Genomic DNA, 18,446 nt, shown 5'->3' with positions numbered 1-18,446 from the left:
ACTCGTCCCATCAAGATCTTGTCTACAAAATTGTTAGAACATGAGCATTTTCAATCATTTTCGATATAATTATAGAAAATGCCTAATATTTAAATACGTATGAATTTGAAAAAACTCTTCATTTTAGCTTTTGTTAGCGTCTTCTCAGGTTGTGCCGTCTACGCGGGTTTAAACTTCGACGAACTGTTTGGTGAACAACAAGTACGCGATCGCCAAGCACCTATTCTTTCAGCTCAAGCGCAGCACTTCATTGACGAAGTAAAGCCCATCATTGATAACCGATGCGTGGTTTGTCACGCTTGTTATGACGCCCCTTGCCAACTCAAAATGTCTTCAGTGGAAGGTATAGACCGAGGCGCGAGCAAGGCACTCGTTTATCAAGGCACCCGCTTAACGGCATCAGCCCCTACTCGCTTGTTTGAAGATGCGTTAACCACGCAAGAGTGGCGCGATGCGGATTTTCATCCAGTCCTCAATGAGCGTATGCAGAACTCAACGGCTAACCTCGATGCTGGTCTTGTTTCTCGTATGTTGATCCAGAAAGAGAATCACCCTCTGCCCGATCAAACCCAGCTTGAAGGTTTCGACTTTTCAATCGATCGCGACCAACAGTGCCCAACCATTGAAGAATACGCTCAATACGAGAGAGATTACCCAACTTGGGGAATGCCTTATGGGATGCCAAACTTAGACAAAACCGAATACGCGACTTTAATGAGTTGGTTGGAAAATGGCGCGTTAATGAACGACCACATTCCATTGACTGATGCAGAACAAGAGCTCGTTAATGTCTACGAAAGCTTTTTAAACAAGAGTGACAATAAGAGTCAACTTTCAGCACGTTACATCTACGAGCACCTGTTTTTATCTCATGTCTATTTTTCTGATTTAGCTCAGCCAACACGCTTCTTCACTGTTGTTCGCTCTGCAACACCACCAGGTGAAGCGGTACAGCGCATCACGACTCGTCGCCCTTATGACGATCCAAAAGTAGACCGTGTTTACTACCGTCTGATTCCAGAACAAGGCACTATCGTCGACAAAACGCACATGCCTTTCGCACTTAATAAAGAGCGTCTACAAAAGTGGAATACCTGGTTTGTCGACGTAAATTACGAAGTAAAACAACTACCTAGTTACGACATCGATGTTTCAGCTAACCCAATGACTTCGTTTGAAGCACTGCCAGTAAACTCGCGCTTCAACTTCATGTTAGATAACGCGCAAAACACCATCATGGCCTATATCAAAGGACCTGTGTGTCGTGGTCAACTTGCCTTGAACGTAATTAACGACCGTTTTTGGGTTTTCTTCATCGACCCAGAGAAAGCCGATGTTCCGGAAATCAACGCCTTCTACGCAAGTCAAAAGAAAAATTTAAAGCTACCTAGCGAACTAAAAAGTAACACCGTACCTGTGACCAACTGGGTAAGATACGCAAAGCAACAAGCGCAATACCTAAACGCGAAATCAGACTTCACTAACCAATGGTTCGAGAGTGGCGTCCACCTAGACACTGGCATCATTTGGGATGGCGATGGCATCAACCCGAATGCTGCTCTCACCGTCTTTAGGCACTTCGATAGCGCCTCTGTTGTACAAGGGTTAGTTGGCACGCAACCTAAGACTGCGTGGATTCTTGATTATGCTCTTCTAGAGCGTATTCATTATCTTCTCGTTGCAGGCTTCGATGTTTACGGCAACTTTGGCCACCAGCTGATTACACGCATGTTCATGGACTTCTTGCGTCTTGAAGGTGAGAGTAACTTCTTAAGCCTTCTTCCTAAAGACGTTCGTCACATTGAACACTCTAGTTGGTACCAGAACCAAAGCGCACAACTGAGTGACTATTTGCAGCGAAACATTGCACCTTTTGATCAGCCGACCAGCGTGGTTTACAAAACGGCGGATCCGAAACACGAACTGCTTGATATGATCAAAGATAAGCTCGCACCTGTTCTCGATAATCGCTTTGAGATTGTTGAAACAGGTTTTGGTAGGAAGAATGAAGCACTGCTTAACCAAGTGAATTTGATAAAGGGCGAAGGCCTGCGTCATGTGCCTCAATTAGTGATGATCATGATTGAAGGCGAAAACGGCGAAGAGCAACTGTTCACCATGATTCACAATAACGCGCACAGCAACATTTCTAGCTTGTTTAATGAAGAAGGTAACCGTGATTACGCCAATGATGACCTTACCCTCGTACGAGGCGTTGTCGGTAGCTACCCTGCGGCTTACCTATCATTAACCGAGAGCGAGATTCCTACTCTGGTTAAAACGCTGCAAAACTTAAGCACAGAAGAAGACTACGTGGCGCTGCTAGATAAGTTTGCGGTACGACGCAGTTCTAGCGAGTTCTGGCCATTCAGTGATCGCGTGCATCGTTGGTATCAACAAGACCAACCGATCGAGTTCGGATTGTTGGATTACAACCGCTTCGAGAACCGTTAGTTTTCACTCATAAAGCATAAAAGCAAAAATCCTCTGTCTTGGTAGAGGATTTTTTGTATATGAGAAAGTATCTTAAGTGCTATTGAGAAGCGACGAGTTCTCTATATTGAATCCGATGCTTCCGGTTGGTGTAGCTCATCAAAAAACACACGCGCGGCGGGGGAAAGGGAATCTACAGGTTGCTTCAACACCACATAAAACTGACTCTTAAGGCTCCACTTCTCGGGCTGAAGCGGAATCAAGGCTTGGTCATAATGGCCACGGTCGATTAAATGAGACGGTAAAAAACTCAGGTGTGTGCCCGCCAAGGTTAAAATTACACCCGACTCGACATGCCAGCCATCAAAAGGCTTTACGGAATCGTACTGCTCAATATTCAGTAATCGGAACATCTCATCTTTGGCATAGCCGCCCATGTTGATACGACAGCCATCCAATGAGAAATCCTTGTCCATGATCTTCTCAGCCAGATCCTTACGCGCATACAGATAACTGTGCTCTTCAAACAGTGGGTATTTATGTTGAAACGCTGATTTTTGATGTGACCCTAGAACCACTATCATCATATCAATCTGGCTCTTTGCTAACTTCTCATTCAACTGGGTGAAATCCCCGACATCAACACTCACCTCTACACTGTTACTGCGTTGGTAAAACGTCTCGATCGCTTTGGGAAGTGGGTTATAAGGCAAAGTGACGGTGTTATCCAAACATCCAATTCGCACATGCCCAGAGAGTTCCGTCTGTACACCTCGTAACTTATAAGCGAAGTCGGTTAAGGTCGATTTTAGTTGGTTCGCATATTTATACACTTGCTCACCTTCATGAGTCAGCTTAAAACCACGTCGACCACGTTGGCATAATGTTAATTCTAAGCTTTTTTCCAAGGCAATAAGCTGATTACTCAGCACTGGTTGACTAATCCCAGTGCTTGCTACCGCCTGATTGATGCCTCCTTGCTCAACAATTTCACAAAAAAGCTCTAATCTACGTAGGTCTCTTTTATCTAACTTATTGTTTGGATTCACTTTGCCACTCACATTTGTTTTTTGTTATGTTTACATCTGATTATATTCATTTATTAACAATAAATACATCAGTATGCTTTATTCACACTTATGGAATAACAATGCATGGATGGCACTATGGCGGCAGAAGCTTACGTGAATAAACCCGAAGCAACACACAGCCACAAAAAGATAGATGACTTCGAGTTGGAACCCGTTCCCGAGAAGGCCAAACGATCTTGGTGGGTCATCAGCCTTATTTGGTTGGCAATCGGCATCGACATTTCGGGACTGTTTCTCGGCTCGATTCTAAGCAGCGGTATTGGTTTTGAAGACGCACTGCTTGCCACGTTTATTGGTTCAGGCTTATTGGCGATCATCGCGATGCTGTGTGCCAACATTGGCTTTCAAGCTGGCGTGTCTACCCCGCTGGTGAGCAGCGCGGTATTTGGCCGTAACGGCGGTAAAATTCTTGGCTTCATCAACGGCATCTCATTAGTCGGCTGGTTCGCATTCCAGGCTGATTTCTTCGCTTTCATCATGGTCGATGCACTGGCGAAATACGACATCATAATTTCACACCTCACCGCTCTTATTGGCGGCAGTGTGTTAATGATGATGACGGCTATCTATGGCGTTCGTGCTTTAGGCAAACTCAGTACCTATTCTGTTCCATTGATGGTGACGTTGATTACCATCGGTTTGTTTATGGCTGCTGATTATCAAGGTGGCGCAGCGCCATCGATTGAAGATCCTTTGACGCTTGGCCAAGCCATCTCTTTTGTTATGTCTATCTGGATTCTAGCTGCGGTTGCTGCACCTGATATTGCTCGCTACGCCAAAACACGCCGTGATGCGATTTTAGGAGCGGGTATCGGTTTCCTCGTCGGCAACAGTGCCATCATTCTTATCGCATTGATCTTGACCAAAATGACCGGCACCGACGACCTAGTCGAAGTCTTCTTCACCCTAGGTTTAGGCATGGCGGCCATTATAGTACTGGTATTCGCACAATGGACCACCAACAGTAGCAACCTAACCTCTGGCGGCTTATGCATGTCGATGGTTCTACCTAAGATTCCGCGCCCTGTTCTGGTTGTGATCATGACCATCGTCGGCATTGGTATCGCTCAACTCGGCATGGTGAACAAGTTTACCGACTTCTTAATGCTACTCAGCGTAACCATTGCGCCTGCTGCGGGTGTCTACATCGTTCAATATTATGTTTTAGATTCGACAAAAATGAGCTTTGAGAACATCCAACAAGTTCCAGCTTGGATGTTTAAAGGCTTGGCTTCTTGGGCATTTGGTACTGCATTCAGCGCTTGTACTGCACCAGAGTTTTTCAACCTGTTTTCGTTCACCAGCATCTCGGCGTTAGACGGCATTCTTGCCGCTGGTGTGATTTACCTCGCCCTAATGAAGCTTTCTCCTTCAAGTGATAAGGAATAGTAGTTGTGATTATTACTGAACAAATGATTGATGATATCGCGCTGGGTGCGACGGTATTAGGTACTGGCGGCGGCGGTGACCCATACAGCGGTGCCTTGATGGCGAAAGTAGCCATTGCAACGGCAAAGCACCCTGTACGTATGATTCCTTTAGAAGACGTGCAAGACGATTGGATGACAGTGCCCTCTTCAATGATTGGCGCACCAACAGTCGCAGTAGAGAAACTCAATTCGAAAGATCAAATGTTGATTGCTTTCGAAGCGATGGAAAAAGCGCTCGGCACTGAAGTAGCGGCAACGTTTCCTATCGAAGTAGGCGGCTTCAATTCATTGATTCCAATTCTCGTTGCAGCACAAAAGAACATTCCTGTGATCGATTGTGATGCGATGGGACGTGCGTTCCCAGAAGCTCAGATGGTGACCTTCTTTCTTGATGGTCTCCCTTCGGCACCGAACACATTGGCCGATGAGCGTGGCAATGTCGTCACGCTTTATCCGATTGACGGTATTTGGTCTGAAAAGTTTGCGAGGCCGATTACCGAACAGATGGGTGGCTCTGCAGCAATGTGCGATTACCCAATGAACGGTAAGAACCTAAAACGCAGTGCACTGCCTGCGACACTGACCCAAGCAATGAAGATTGGTGAAGCGATTAGACTGGCGAACGACAACAATAAAAGTGGCACACAGGCCGTATTAGACATTGTCGGCGGCCATACCATCATCAGTGGCAAGATTGTTGATATTCAACGTGAAACCGATGGTGGTTTTGCAACAGGTGGTGTCGTGATTGAAAAGCTGGCTCAGTTTGAAGATACCGGCGTCGATAACGTGTTTGTGCAGTTCCAAAACGAATTACTTCTCGCGCACAAAGGTACAAGCCGCGCAGACATGAGTCAAGATAACCTGCTGGCATCAACACCGGATCTTATTTCGATCTTGGATCATGAAACGGGTAAGCCAATCACAACCGAACAACTTCGTTACGGGCAGCGCATCGACCTTATCGCTTACCCTTGCGACCCCAAATGGCGCACTGACAAAGGTATTGAAGTCGCGGGCCCGGGTTACTTTGGCTACACCGTCGAGTATCAAACCATTGAACAACTAAAGTCTGCATTGAAGAGGTAGTCGCATGACAAACATTACGCTTGATTACTGCCGTTTGGGCATTGACGTAGGTGGCACCAATACCGACGGTGTGCTGCTCGACGCAGACTTAAATGTGATTGCCAAAGTAAAAACCGCAACCACACATGATGTTTCAACAGGGATCGACAACGCGATTTCTGCGCTATTAAACCAAGCAAACATTGATGGTCAGCAAGTGAAACACGCGATGCTTGGCACGACTCAATGCACCAACGCAATCGTTGAACGAAAAGGCTTAGACAGAGTCGGCATGATTCGCTTAGCGCTTCCCAGTGGTGATAGCGTCCCGCCCCTTTGTGGTTGGAGTGAAGCGTGGCAAAACCTGCTTGGTCAGCACTTCTACCAAGCACACGGCGGCTATGAATATGACGGCCAGTTGATTGCCGACATTCAAGAGTCTGAGATCCGCGAGCTTTGCCAGAAAATGAAAGGCCAAGTGGATTCCATTGCTATCTGCGGAGTGTTCTCTCCCGTCAACGGCGACCAGGAGCTTCAAGCAGCAGAATGGATTCAACAAGAACTTCCGGGCGTGAACCTATCGTTATCCCATAAAGTGGGCAGTTTAGGGCTTTTAGAGCGTGAGAACGCCACTATCCTCAATGCGGCTCTGCAAGGGACAGCAAAACGATTCGTTGACGGCTTTTGCAGTGCACTCATCAATCATGAAATCCACACCACGCCTTATTTCGGTCAGAACGACGGAACACTGATGTCACAGCAGTTCGCATTGATGTACCCGATTCTTACCGTGGCTTGTGGGCCAACAAACTCGATTCGTGGAGCGAGTCACTTAACTAAGTTAAAAGACGCGATTGTGGTCGATGTGGGCGGCACTACGTCTGATATCGGCGTACTGACTCACGGCTACCCAAGAGAATCGAGCTTAGCAGTAGAAATCGGTGAAGTGAGAACCAACTTCCGTATGCCTGATATTTTGGCGTTAGCCATTGGTGGTGGTACCAAGGTTCGCTTTGAACAGCAGCGTATAGAGCTAGGCCCAGAAAGTGTTGGCCATACCTTAACGCAGGCCGCTCGTAGCTTTGGCGGTGATGAACTTACGCTAACCGATATTGCACTCAAAACAGGTCAAATGCAGTGGCAGGCAGAGCATCAACTGAGTGATGAGATTGGTATATCGAGCGAACAAGCCAGTCAGGTATACCAACAAATGGTCACGGATGTTGAAGAAGGAATCGATAAAATGAAGACGTCAGCTGCGAGCGTACCCGTGATCATGGTTGGCGGCGGCAGTGCCCTATTCCCAGATCATTTTGAAGGTGCAAGCCAAGTGGTTCGACCAGATCACTTTGAAGTAGCGAATGCCATTGGTGTTGCGCTGGGTGAAATATCTGGTCAGTTCGATAAGATCGTTCCGATTGAGCCCGCTTCTCGAGAGGAAACCTTAAAAGGCTTGGAAGAACAATCAAAGCAACTGGCGATTGAAGCTGGCGCATGCAGCGATAATGTCGCGATCATTGAACGCAGCGAGATTCCATTAAGCTACCTACAAGGCAATATGGTTCACGTTAAGATCAAAGCTGCTGGACATATCAAGATGGCTTAGAGCCGTTCCTTGAAAGCCTTACTTAGATTCTTATTCGACAATAAAAAAGCAGGTCACTTCTTCATATTAAAACGGAGAAATAGCCTGCTTTTTGTTTTCTGTTCTTATTTTGGGGCTTTCCGCCCAATAGCCACTCTATAGTTGCTCTCGGAGCGCTGCTAACGAGTCTTTCACCAATTCAGGTAATGAGTCTGCATTATCGCGATATTGAAGTAATGGATCCTCGCTCGCTTCAATGCTCTGGCATAAAGCAAACAGTGCAGATAATCCTAGGCTGCCGGCAGACCCTTTCAGTTTATGAGCTAAAGACTTAATTTCACGAGCGTTGTCAGCGGCACTTGCCACAATCAGTTCATCGAGAGTGACTTGGCTGCTTTGGTCAAACAACCCAACAATCTGCACTATTTTTTCTCGACCGAGAATGGCCAAGTCGTCTTTGATAATCTTAGGGTTAATCATCTGCACAATCGGTTCTCCTTGATTATGTTCCGCGTCTTGGTTTGCTCGTTGTGTCGAGCTTGCAAATGCCAATGCTGATAAGTCTAGCTCGGTTTCCTGAGGTTTAGAGTTTAGCTGACAGCAAACAGCATCTGACGGATCCGGCTGAGGCAGCAACAGCGTGTGACCGTCCAACTGCTCAACAATCAATTCCGATAATGCTTCCTTCTCTAACGGCTTAGGTAAGAATCCATCAAAGCCAGACGACAAATAGCTTTCCACTTCTTCGTTAAACACATGAGCCGATACTGCGATCATTGGGGGTACTTTTCGAATTACGTCTTCTTCACTTTTATGCTGAAGCGCATCGTCTTTGAGTTGTTGAATTAACTCGACGCCATCGCAGTCGGGTAAGTTAATGTCCACCAGCGCAATATCGAACTCTTGCTCACTGAATATGGCTCTCGCTTCTTGTCCGGTTGTCGCAATCACAACCTCGTGCCCCAAGTTATGCAAGAAGCCTTCAGCAACGATGCAGTTTACGGGGTTATCTTCAATCAGAAGTACTTTAGCTCGAATACACGCTTCAATGACCGGTACTTTCGTTTCTATCTTCTCACCGGCTTCAAGTGGCAGTGAGAACCAAAACTGGCTACCCTCGCCTTCTTCAGAATGAACGCCAATATCCCCGTTCATTGCCAACATGATGCTTTTACTGATCGCTAATCCAAGCCCTGTGCCGCCGGTTTTGTTGCGACCGCTATCGGTTTGGGTAAAGGCATCAAACAGACAAGCTTGTTCGCTAGCATCAATACCGACACCTGTATCTGACACTTCAAACATCACTCGATTTTCATCTTCGATATCTAAGCTGATAAAGATATCGACCGAGCCACTTTCCGTAAACTTAATCGCGTTACCGACCAAATTATTCAAGATTTGGCTGATTCGCGTTACGTCACCACGCCAATAGCGTTGCACATCACTTTCAATATGGAAATCAAAGTTCAGCTTCTTCTCAGCGGCACGCCCTTCCATCAATTGGTAGGTATCTTGAACCATCTGATGAAGATCAAACGAAGCAGTGCGGATTTCTAAATGCCCTGCTTCAATCTTTGAGTAATCCAACACGTCATTCAAAATCGCGAGTAGGTTCTTACCGCTGCGGTTAATGATGTCTGCATAGCCGGATTGCAGCGGGTCTAACCCGGTATCTTTGAGCAATCTTGCAGTACCTAATACACCGTTCATCGGCGTTCGTATTTCATGACTCATCGTCGCAAGGAAAGCGGATTTTGCGCGGCTTGCTTGTTCTGCGGCGTTACGAGCCTTAGCGTGGTTCCCTACCTCGATGTTCAGCTTCTCATTGGTCTTTTGCAGCTGGTAGGTTCGGTCTGTGACCAACTCTTCTAAGTGTTCTTTGTGCTCTTCAAGTTCGCGTTTCGCCTTTGCTTCACCCACCGCAACCACTTGTAGCGCCTGCGCGGTGTTTCTGGCAGTGATGATCGCCTCGCCCATATGAGCCAGCTCATCATTACCCTTTACCGAGATATCAATATTCAGGCGACCTTGTGCGATAGACATCAAGGCCGATGAGTATTCAGTAAGACGTTTAACAACCGAGATATACACCACTCGCCACACGATAAATGCAACGATAACCAAACCAATAACCGAAATCACAGACAGTGACCATTGAGCCAAATTCAACGTGCTGGTCAGCTCATCAACCGCTTTTTTGGTACTGCGGTTTGAATCATCAACCAGTTGGTTAACCGTTGTATTCAGCTGAGAGAACAGCTCCAACGTATTTTGCATCAGAAACTCTGACTTTTTGGTGTTCTCATATTGTTCTAATGAAATATCGAACACGACTTGGCGTTTTCTGAGCTCTTCTAGAAGCTGAGACATCTGCGCTGAACGAGTAGGATCTTCGACCGCTTTAACGCGGCGCGCCATGATTCTTAGGTTGGATTCAAATTCTGATTGGATTTGATGAATACGCTCTACGTTGGTAACGGTTTGCGTTTCTTCAATTTGGTTAAGCATTTTGAACGCCAGCAAATGCAATTCGTGTAGGCGCTCAGACAAATCAAGGTCAACCTCTACAAGCGCATCTAAGGCTTGGTAGGCTTTATCCGTTTCTTTGGTTTCTAGCAGGTCATAGATATGCGTGACGTTAGCAACCGCAATGGTAGCCGTGTTCAAAACTTGGGTTCGCGTCAACTGCTCTAGCTCTTCGGCCAATAGGCGCATCTCTTCGACACGAGACGACAACTCTTTGCTTAACCAAAGCTTACGCTCAACCGACACACCCAACTCAGCCAGTGTGTTAATAACGCTTTGAACATTGTTTTCGAGTTTATTGAGGAGCTGAGAATCGAAACTGTCGACACCAAGCTCTTTGATATGTTGAAGAAGCGACTCAAGTTGGTCAAACAGTACGGTGCCAGCCTCTTTTCTTTCGGCCTCGTTTCTCGCATTAGAAAGTGTTTGTACTGACGAAATAATACGGTTACTCAACTCAGAAACCTGACGAGCTTCGATCATGGCAGGAAGCGCCGAATCAACGACGTTTCTTTCCGTTTTTGCTACAAAGCTAAAACCAGAAACACCGATCAATGCAGACAATAGAACCAACAGTGCCATCACTAAGAATGAGGCCAGCAGCTTGCGTCCAATACTCGCTGAAGCTAACAACATAAACTCTAAACCTTAAAACGTTCTTCTTTACCCATGCAGAATACGCTATATTTTGCAGTGTTTCTTATCTAAAACCAATAAAACGGCAATTCATGCTATCTAGACCTTTCGCTTCAATAATTCTTCTCTCACTACTGGCCTCAGTGACCACTGTCGCAGGGGCTAGCGAGCCTTTGAGCCCAATAAAACCAGCCGAAGCCACATCACACAAAGAGAAAATTTGTGCCATTTATCCGCACCTCAAAGACTCTTATTGGTTGTCGGTAAACTATGGAATGATCTCTGAAGCAGAAAAGCAGCAAGTTGAGCTAAGAGTATTGGAAGCTGGCGGTTACCCCAACGTGGCCAAACAAGCCTCGCAACTGGTGCTTTGCACACAATGGGGAGCCGATGCGATTATTTTAGGCACAGTTTCACCCGATGCATACCATGACAACCTTACTGATTGGGTTGGCTCGACGCCTGTATTTGCTACGGTAAATGAGTTAACCGTCAATGAAGAACAACAGAAGGTATTAAAAGGTACGGTCGGTGTCGATTGGTACCAAATGGGATACCAAGTCGGAGATTTTTTGTCGAAACGACACCCGAAAGGATCAGGCGAAACACCTATCGCCCTGTTACTTGGTCCACAAGCAAGTGGCGGCACTAAGCCTGTGGCACTGGGGTTTTATGATGCGATCAAGTCGAGTGATATCAAAATCGCGATCAGCTATTGGGCAGATAACGATAAAGAACTGCAAAGAAATCTAGTACAGCAGGTGATAGAAGAACCTGATATCCAATATATAGTCGGAAGTGCCGTCGCGATTGAAGCAGCGATCAGTGAGCTACGAGCGGCCGATAAAACCGAAGATATTGGGTTAATCTCAAGTTACCTAAGTCACGGAACCTACCGTGGTTTACTCCGTAACAAGGTACTTTTTGCGCCAACAGATAAAATGGTTGAGCAAGGTCGCTTGTCGGTAAAACAAGCCACGAGTTACTTACGCGGTCAACCTTACGAGCAACACAGCGCACCGATTATCGAAGCGCTGACACCTGCAACTCTCAAAGATCAAATTATCGCCGACTCATTGTCACCTTCTGAGTTTCGTCCGGTATTCAGTGTGAATCCATAGTGCTATATTGGCTGAAGAACTCAAAACAATAAAAACGAAACAACAATTTAGGGAACATTCATGCAAAAAACAACGCGCACTATGCCAACACACAAGCATATCGCTTTGGTCGCTCATGACCACTTCAAACCTGAGCTACTAAGATGGGTCAAAGAGAACAAAGAAAAACTACAAAAGCACTTCCTTTACGCAACGGGCACGACTGGTTCTCTACTCAGTAAAGAGACAGGCTTAGCAATCAAGAGCATGATCAGCGGCCCTATGGGCGGTGACCAACAACTTGGCGCGCTTATCTCTGAAGGCAAGATCGATATGCTGATTTTCTTCTGGGATCCACTTAATGCTGTACCACATGACCCAGACGTAAAAGCACTGCTTCGTATCGCAAGTGTTTGGAACATTCCTGTGGCCACTAACCGCGCTACCGCTAATTTCTTGTTTAACTCTTCACTGCTTGAAGAAGAAGTAATCATCGAGATCCCAGACTACGAAGCGTACCTAGCTGAGCGCACGTAATCGCACGTTAAATGTGCTCTCTACTGAACAGACTAAAAAGCCTGCATTTTATCGCAGGCTTTTTTATGTCTCGTTTTCAGACATTAAACAGTTCAATCATAAAACAGTGCGAGAGTCTCTCTATTTATCGCTCCACACTGCCATCTCGTTGCCACTTGGCTCTCTGAAATGGAAACGTCTGCCGCCGGGAAAGCTAAAGATCTCACGGTTTATCTGACCACCAGCATCAATTACATCGCGCTCGGTTTGCTCAAGATCTTGGCTATAAAAAACCATCAGCGCCGCGCCATTATCCGTATTCGACGCCAGATCCGCCAAATAGAAGCCGCCCATTAAGCCTTTGCCTTCAAACGCAGAATACTCAGGGCCATAGTCTTCAAAGCTCCAACCAAACACTTGGCTGAAAAACGCCTTAGTTGCGGCGATATCTTTCGCAGCAAATTCAATGTAGTTAATAGAGCCGTGTTCCATAGCAAATTCCTTATGCTTTATGCGTCTGCCTTGTGATATTAGGGCAGGGATTGAAGATCTAATCTTAGACAATCAAGTCAAGTAACATCACTTTTTACGAACAACTGGGTAATCAGAACCATGCAGCTCCTGCACAAAGCCAGAACCGTCACCGCTGTGCGTGATCCATACTTTCTCTTTTGCCCGCGTCATTGCTACATAGAATAAACGACGCTCTTCAGCATAAGGGAACGCGTCTGATGATTCAGTCAATGCGCCATCAATATGCAGCTGTTTCTTCTTGGTCGGGAACTGTCCTTCGTCAACACAAAGAATAATGACAAAGTCCGCCTCTTTACCTTTACTGCCGTGGCAAGTCATGAACTTGATATCAATGGAAGTGAAGATCTTCTTCCAGTCTTCCAACAACTCTGGCTTGTGGTAATGATTACGTCCAAGTAGCAGCACCAATTTATTGGTTTTGCCTTTGGATTGACGGTTCAGTTGATCAAGAATCTTCTCAACTTCTTTACTTGGCGCACTGTACACCGCCTTCTGCTTCTGTTGCTTGAAGCTGTTCAGTTCTTTCGGAATCTGAATTGGGTTTTCTTGTACAAAGCGATTGGCAACTGCACCTAGCTGATTGTTAAAGCGATAAGTGGTATCTAGGTGATGAATGGTCGAGCTTTCAAAGCGATCCTTAAAGCCCGTGGTCAAATCCACATCCGCACCCGCAAACTGATAAATCGACTGCCAGTCATCGCCTACTGCAAAAATAGAGGCTTGATGCTCGGCTTTAGACTGATTACACAGTGCTTCAACCAAGGCAAGACGATCAGGTGAGATATCTTGGTATTCATCGATCATGATGAACTTCCAAGGTGAGATAAACTTGCCCTTCTCGACATACTGAGTCGCTCGGCTGATCATGATTGAGAAGTCGATATGATTCTGTTCTTTCAGCTCCTTTTGCCACGCGGTTACACATGGCCAACACAGTGAAAGCTCGCTGTTGAGGCGCGCATAGTCTCGGTGATCAATCAGCTGTTGCTGTACTTCTTTTTTGGTTAAACCCGACGCATTCAACTGTTCTAGCTGCTTTTCAAGCCAACCGATCAATTTGAGGTTTGAAACGTGGCTACCAAGCTCATCGTCACCGGTTAAATAAGCGATTGGCCATTTAGACAAATGCTTTTGCCAACGTTTAAAGTTGGTCGGTGTCATCCAGTGCTTCTTCAACCAATCAATGCACCATGCTTGGCGTTGGTTGTCATCGAGCGCTAAAGGAGAAATAACCACACGTTCGGGTTCAACTTGATTCAGTATCTTTAAACCCAACTGGTGGAAAGTGCTGACTTGCACCTTCTCTGCTGATAAACCAATTTTGCTGTCGAGACGTTGCTTCATCTCTTCTGCCGCTTCACGACCAAAAGCGAGCAATAGCAACTCTTCAGCTTGAGCTTGATGGCTTTGCAGTAAATACGCGACGCGAGCCGTTAGAACACTGGTTTTACCCGAGCCTGCACCCGCTAAAATAAGGTTGTGATCATCATTCATCAAAACCGCATATTGCTGCGATAAGTTCAGTGGTGACGACTCACATTGCGCAAACAACACTTCCCAGTTTTTTCGCTCGGTCTCTAGCCATTGCTGGTTTCTTTCAGCTTGCTTGATTTCCGTTTCAGATAACCATGGCTGCATTCTTGCGATGCGGTTTGGCATGCGTTGTGCGGCCTCTTCTAGCGTCATTGTCATACTCTCTAAGCCTGAGTTGACCATATCAACCCAAGTGTTGACCTTAGAATGCGGTAGAAAGGCTGGTAATTGCTCAAGACGTGTTAATTCAGCTTCCCACTGAGGTACGTGTTCAGCCAATTGTTCACATTGAGTGTCGTGCCACTTCTGATAAGCACTAACTGACGCGCGTGCAAATTGACGGCATTGATCCCAAGGTAAGCCTTGTACTAACCAACTGCGCTGTGTTCCATCTTGTTGATTAGCAAAAAATTGTAGCGATCCCCAGAACAATCCGCGCTTTATCGCGATCTTGCCACTCCAAATAGTAAATGGGATACGCTCTTCACTGCCTACTGAAGATAACAGCAAGCGTGGACCATCAAGTTCAACCTGATGATATTCATTTTGAATAAAAAACTGTGCAGTCTTGTTAGCGCTTAGCTGCATTGGAGTGTGCTCTTAATTGGGAATATTGAATTTATATCATGATGCAATGAGAATTAATAATATCTCATATCTTATCGACGCTTTCATGACCACCTACGGGCAATTATGGATAAGTATCAAATTCTTGTGCTTGATTTCTGTTAGGATTATGGTTTTTAGTGTGTCAAGTGAGCGACTGTGGACTTTTCAGCCAAATTACGCCTCTATTGGGCGAATAAAACCATAAATTACAGCGTATTAATTCTCATCACTCTGCTCGGCGTGGTGGTGCCTGCTTGGTATTATGGACAAAACACACTGATCACGCCTTTGATCTTAGGCGTTATTGCTGCGGCTCTTGCGGAAAGTGATGACAGCTTTACCGGGCGCTTGAAAGCACTCACGCTGACCTTTATCTGTTTCGCCGTTGCGGCTTTCTCTATTGAGCTTCTCTTCGATACGCCTTGGCTGTTCGCGATAGGGCTTTTTGTTTCAACCTTCTTTTTTATCATTCTCGGGGCAATTGGCCCTAAATACGCGAGTATCGCGTTTGGTTCTCTCTTGGTTGCCATCTATACCATGCTTGGTGCACACGAGAGCACCAACCTTTGGTTTCAACCGCTTCTACTGTTAACTGGCGCCGCTTGGTACTACTTCATGTCGATGATTTGGCAGATAGTGTGGCCAATGCAACCCGTGCAGCAAAACTTAGCCACGGTATTCGATCAAATCGGTAACTACATCGATTCAAAAGCGGAACTCTTCTACCCCGTTTCTGACTTGATTCCCCAGCCACACCGAATCATTGAAGCCAAACTCAACGCGAGTACCGTTAACGCACTCAACATGTGTAAGGCGACGCTACTTAACCGCTCTAAGCGCGGACACATTGACGGCCCTAGTGACCGATTTCTTAACACCTACTTTATCGCACAAGATATTCATGAACGCGTAAGCTCTAGCCACTATCGCTATCAAGAGCTAGCAAAACACTTTGAACGCTCTGACGTGTTGTTTCGATTTAAGTATCTACTGGAAGCGCAGGCCACTGCGTGTAAAGAAGTGGCGAGCTCGTTGAAAGTTGGCGCTGAATACCAGCATGGTGACAAGTCTGTATTGGCACTCGATGAGCTGATGTCTTCGCTCAATCATCTGCACCAACAGAATAATCCTAAATGGAAATCACTGCTGAACCAGTTGGATTACTTATTCAATAACCTAGCAACCGTTGAAAAACAGCTCTCGAATATCAGCAACCCAGATGCAGAGAAGATTGAAGAAGGTGTATTGAACGATACCAACCCTCATACTTTGACGGCAATGTGGCACAAGATCAAAGCTAACTTGCACACCGATTCTATGCTATTCCGCCACGCGATTCGCATGGCGATCACTTTGACGCTGGGCTACGGGATTATCCAGGGTTTTGATATCGAACGAGGTTATTGGATTCTACTGACGACACTGTTTGTGTGTCAGCCAAACTACAGTGCAACCCGTCAAAAACTGACGGCGCGTGTCATTGGCACGGTCGCAGGCTTATTGATCGGAGTACCGTTACTGACTTTCTTCCCGTCGCAAGAGAGCCAATTAGTGTTCATTGTGATCAGTGGCGTGATGTTCTTTGCGTTTCGAATCAATAACTACGGGTTTGCGACCGGCTTTATCACACTGCTTGTGCTCTTCTGCTTTAACCAATTAGGTGAAGGCTACGCGGTAGTATTGCCAAGGTTAGCGGATACCTTTATTGGTTGTGCTCTCGCCGTGCTTGCTGTCATTTATGTGTTGCCTGATTGGCAATCGAAGCGACTGCACAAAGTGATGGCGGATGCGCTCGATTCCAACAAGAACTATCTCGCTCAGATCATCGGCCAATACCGTGTCGGTAAGAAAGATAGCCTAAACTATCGTATCGCTCGTCGTAGCGCTCATAATAATGACGCAAACCTGACTGCCGCCATCAGTAGCATGTTGGTTGAACCGGGTAAGTACCGTACCTCTGAAGATGAGAGCTTCCGATTCTTAACACTCAATCATGCTCTGCTTAGCTATATCTCGGCTCTGGGTGCTCACAGAACGCGTATTGATGATGAAGCGACACACAAACTGGTGCTAGATGCGCACAGAGTAATCCACCAGCATCTCGACGCTCTAAATGATCAGCTCTATTCTCATAAAGAGCATTGTGAAGTGAAAAACGCTTATGACCCGGAGCTGGATAAACGTTTGAGTGAATGGCGAGAAGAAGATGAGAATTCTGTCAAAATGGTTCTACAACAGCTCCATTTGATCTATCGCATGCTTCCAGAACTGCATACCTTAGCGACCAAGTTTGCAGTTAAGGTTAAGATCGACAAGTCGTTTGAAACAGAAGCTTCTTGAGCAACAAACAAAATACCGTAAAAACAAAAAGATAACGCCAATTGCTTATCTTTTGATCATCACAAATATTTATACATTGCTTTACCCATACCCCTAATTGGGTAGAGAAATTACTTACCTACCCTTGTGCCACAAGGGTTGAAGGCGTTTTTACATTGTAGGAATTTTCTGACTTTGATTGACCAAGCCTTAACTTTTCCTAACATTTCTCGGACAAAAAACGACCACAGGAATTTATAGTTGTCTTAGTTTCAAGAAACTTCAAACATCATTTAAAATTCACTTAATCTTGTTTGATTTCCTGAATCAGTAGGCTATGCTCTAAAGAGCATATGAATTTGAACAAAGGTCACACTATGAATACACAGCAATTTGAAGCATTTAAGCAGCAAATACAGCTTCTTAGCCCACAACAATTAAAAGCACTTCAGGGTGAGATCGACGGCAACCTCGAAACAGAGAAGCCTTCTTTGCTTACTGATGAAGAGTTAAACGCGCTAAATGACCTGTTCAGTTAATAGACAGACATCACTATTTTAGCTTAAGTTCACATTTTTACCGTAAATTTCATCTGTTCATCATTGCGCTCAAAATATCGTCCGCCTAGACTCATTCCATACGTCAATAAAAGGTTCTGATATGTCGATATCTGGTATTCAATCTGGTTACGCCATTATTCAGCAATCCACCAACATGGCTGAAGAAGCCGCAATCGAGCTCAACCAAGCCTCCAAACACGCTCTGGAATCCGACGACACTTTCGAAGCTAGCGATCTCAGCTTTAATCAAATAGAGCCTGAACAAGCCATTTCCTTTAAAGACAAAGAACCTGAACCTGCTTCATCTTCAACCGATTCCTTGATTAAACTGACACAAAGCGCAAGTTATAACCGCGTTGGTGCAAGTGTGGTTGATCGTCAAAACGAAGTCATCGGTAGCCTTCTCGACATTCATATCTAAATTTCGCTCAAATACAGCCTATATTTCGCGAAACTTCGCTGCTTTTTGCTTCAACAACCACACAAACTGTAACTCATTATATCAG

At 45.7% G+C, this 18,446-nt stretch carries 14 protein-coding genes; 9 read left to right on the top strand and 5 right to left on the bottom strand.

All coding sequences use genetic code 11. The features are described from left to right. Positions 1 to 99 precede the first annotated feature (99 nt). Entirely contained in the window at positions 100 to 2,454 is a 2,355-nt protein-coding gene (locus AB4482_RS16380; RefSeq protein WP_136974411.1) for a fatty acid cis/trans isomerase, read from the top strand. A 101-nt stretch (positions 2,455 to 2,555) separates the two neighbouring features. Here the strand turns inward: AB4482_RS16380 and AB4482_RS16375 are convergent, their stop codons facing one another. Next, positions 2,556 to 3,494 (bottom strand): LysR family transcriptional regulator, encoded by a 939-nt coding sequence (locus tag AB4482_RS16375; protein ID WP_372130778.1) that lies wholly within the window; start codon positions 3,492 to 3,494, stop codon positions 2,556 to 2,558. A 93-nt stretch (positions 3,495 to 3,587) separates the two neighbouring features. On the opposite strand from AB4482_RS16375, the gene AB4482_RS16370 reads away from it, so the two are divergent. Genes AB4482_RS16370 through AB4482_RS16360 form a run of 3 tightly spaced genes read left to right on the top strand, consistent with a single transcriptional unit; the run spans position 3,588 to position 7,628 of the window. Further along, positions 3,588 to 4,913, top strand: coding sequence for a cytosine permease (locus AB4482_RS16370; protein WP_017064775.1), 1,326 nt, complete (start codon positions 3,588 to 3,590; stop codon positions 4,911 to 4,913). 5 nt (positions 4,914 to 4,918) lie between these two features. After that, a complete protein-coding gene (locus AB4482_RS16365) occupies positions 4,919 to 6,043 on the top strand; it encodes a DUF917 domain-containing protein (protein WP_017064776.1) in 1,125 nt (374 codons plus the stop codon). 4 nt (positions 6,044 to 6,047) lie between these two features. Further along, a complete protein-coding gene (locus AB4482_RS16360) occupies positions 6,048 to 7,628 on the top strand; it encodes a hydantoinase/oxoprolinase N-terminal domain-containing protein (protein ID WP_372181211.1) in 1,581 nt (526 codons plus the stop codon). 135 nt (positions 7,629 to 7,763) lie between these two features. Here the strand turns inward: AB4482_RS16360 and torS are convergent, their stop codons facing one another. Both torS and AB4482_RS16350 read right to left on the bottom strand, forming a co-directional pair. After that, positions 7,764 to 10,769, bottom strand: coding sequence for a TMAO reductase system sensor histidine kinase/response regulator TorS (gene torS / locus AB4482_RS16355; protein ID WP_017060885.1), 3,006 nt, complete (start codon positions 10,767 to 10,769; stop codon positions 7,764 to 7,766). Positions 10,770 to 10,833: 64 nt separating this feature from the next. After that, the gene (locus AB4482_RS16350; RefSeq protein WP_240698147.1) at positions 10,834 to 10,998 is read right to left on the bottom strand and encodes a hypothetical protein; all 165 of its coding nucleotides are present in this window, start codon (positions 10,996 to 10,998) and stop codon (positions 10,834 to 10,836) included. On the opposite strand from AB4482_RS16350, the gene torT reads away from it, so the two are divergent. Continuing rightward, positions 10,943 to 11,890, top strand: coding sequence for a TMAO reductase system periplasmic protein TorT (torT, locus tag AB4482_RS16345; protein ID WP_240698146.1), 948 nt, complete (start codon positions 10,943 to 10,945; stop codon positions 11,888 to 11,890). The genes AB4482_RS16350 and torT overlap by 56 nt on opposite strands. A 60-nt stretch (positions 11,891 to 11,950) precedes the next feature. After that, a complete protein-coding gene (locus AB4482_RS16340) occupies positions 11,951 to 12,406 on the top strand; it encodes a methylglyoxal synthase (RefSeq protein ID WP_017064778.1) in 456 nt (151 codons plus the stop codon). A gap of 120 nt (positions 12,407 to 12,526) precedes the next feature. On the opposite strand, the gene AB4482_RS16335 is transcribed toward AB4482_RS16340, so the two are convergent. Further along, positions 12,527 to 12,877 carry a VOC family protein gene (locus tag AB4482_RS16335; protein ID WP_017071128.1) on the bottom strand — a complete coding sequence of 117 codons (351 nt, stop codon included), beginning with the start codon at positions 12,875 to 12,877 and terminating at the stop codon, positions 12,527 to 12,529. 87 nt (positions 12,878 to 12,964) lie between these two features. Next, positions 12,965 to 15,040 (bottom strand): DNA helicase IV, encoded by a 2,076-nt coding sequence (helD, locus tag AB4482_RS16330; RefSeq protein ID WP_102332912.1) that lies wholly within the window; start codon positions 15,038 to 15,040, stop codon positions 12,965 to 12,967. Between the two features lie 177 nt (positions 15,041 to 15,217). On the opposite strand from helD, the gene yccS reads away from it, so the two are divergent. The 3 genes from yccS (at position 15,218) to AB4482_RS16315 (ending at position 18,361) form a co-directional block, all read left to right on the top strand. Further along, entirely contained in the window at positions 15,218 to 17,401 is a 2,184-nt protein-coding gene (gene yccS / locus AB4482_RS16325; protein ID WP_136982148.1) for a YccS family putative transporter, read from the top strand. A 332-nt stretch (positions 17,402 to 17,733) separates the two neighbouring features. After that, positions 17,734 to 17,919, top strand: coding sequence for a hypothetical protein (locus tag AB4482_RS16320; RefSeq protein WP_017064780.1), 186 nt, complete (start codon positions 17,734 to 17,736; stop codon positions 17,917 to 17,919). 121 nt (positions 17,920 to 18,040) lie between these two features. Further along, positions 18,041 to 18,361: a hypothetical protein gene (locus AB4482_RS16315; RefSeq protein ID WP_102332914.1), complete on the top strand. Its 321-nt coding sequence runs from the start codon at positions 18,041 to 18,043 to the stop codon at positions 18,359 to 18,361. The last annotated feature ends 85 nt before the right edge of the window (positions 18,362 to 18,446 follow it).

The organism is Vibrio sp. 10N.222.55.C7 (assembly GCF_041473335.1).
In the GTDB taxonomy this organism is placed as follows: Bacteria; Pseudomonadota; Gammaproteobacteria; order Enterobacterales; family Vibrionaceae; genus Vibrio; species Vibrio crassostreae_C.
This window is presented reverse-complemented; position numbering and strand designations above follow the sequence as displayed.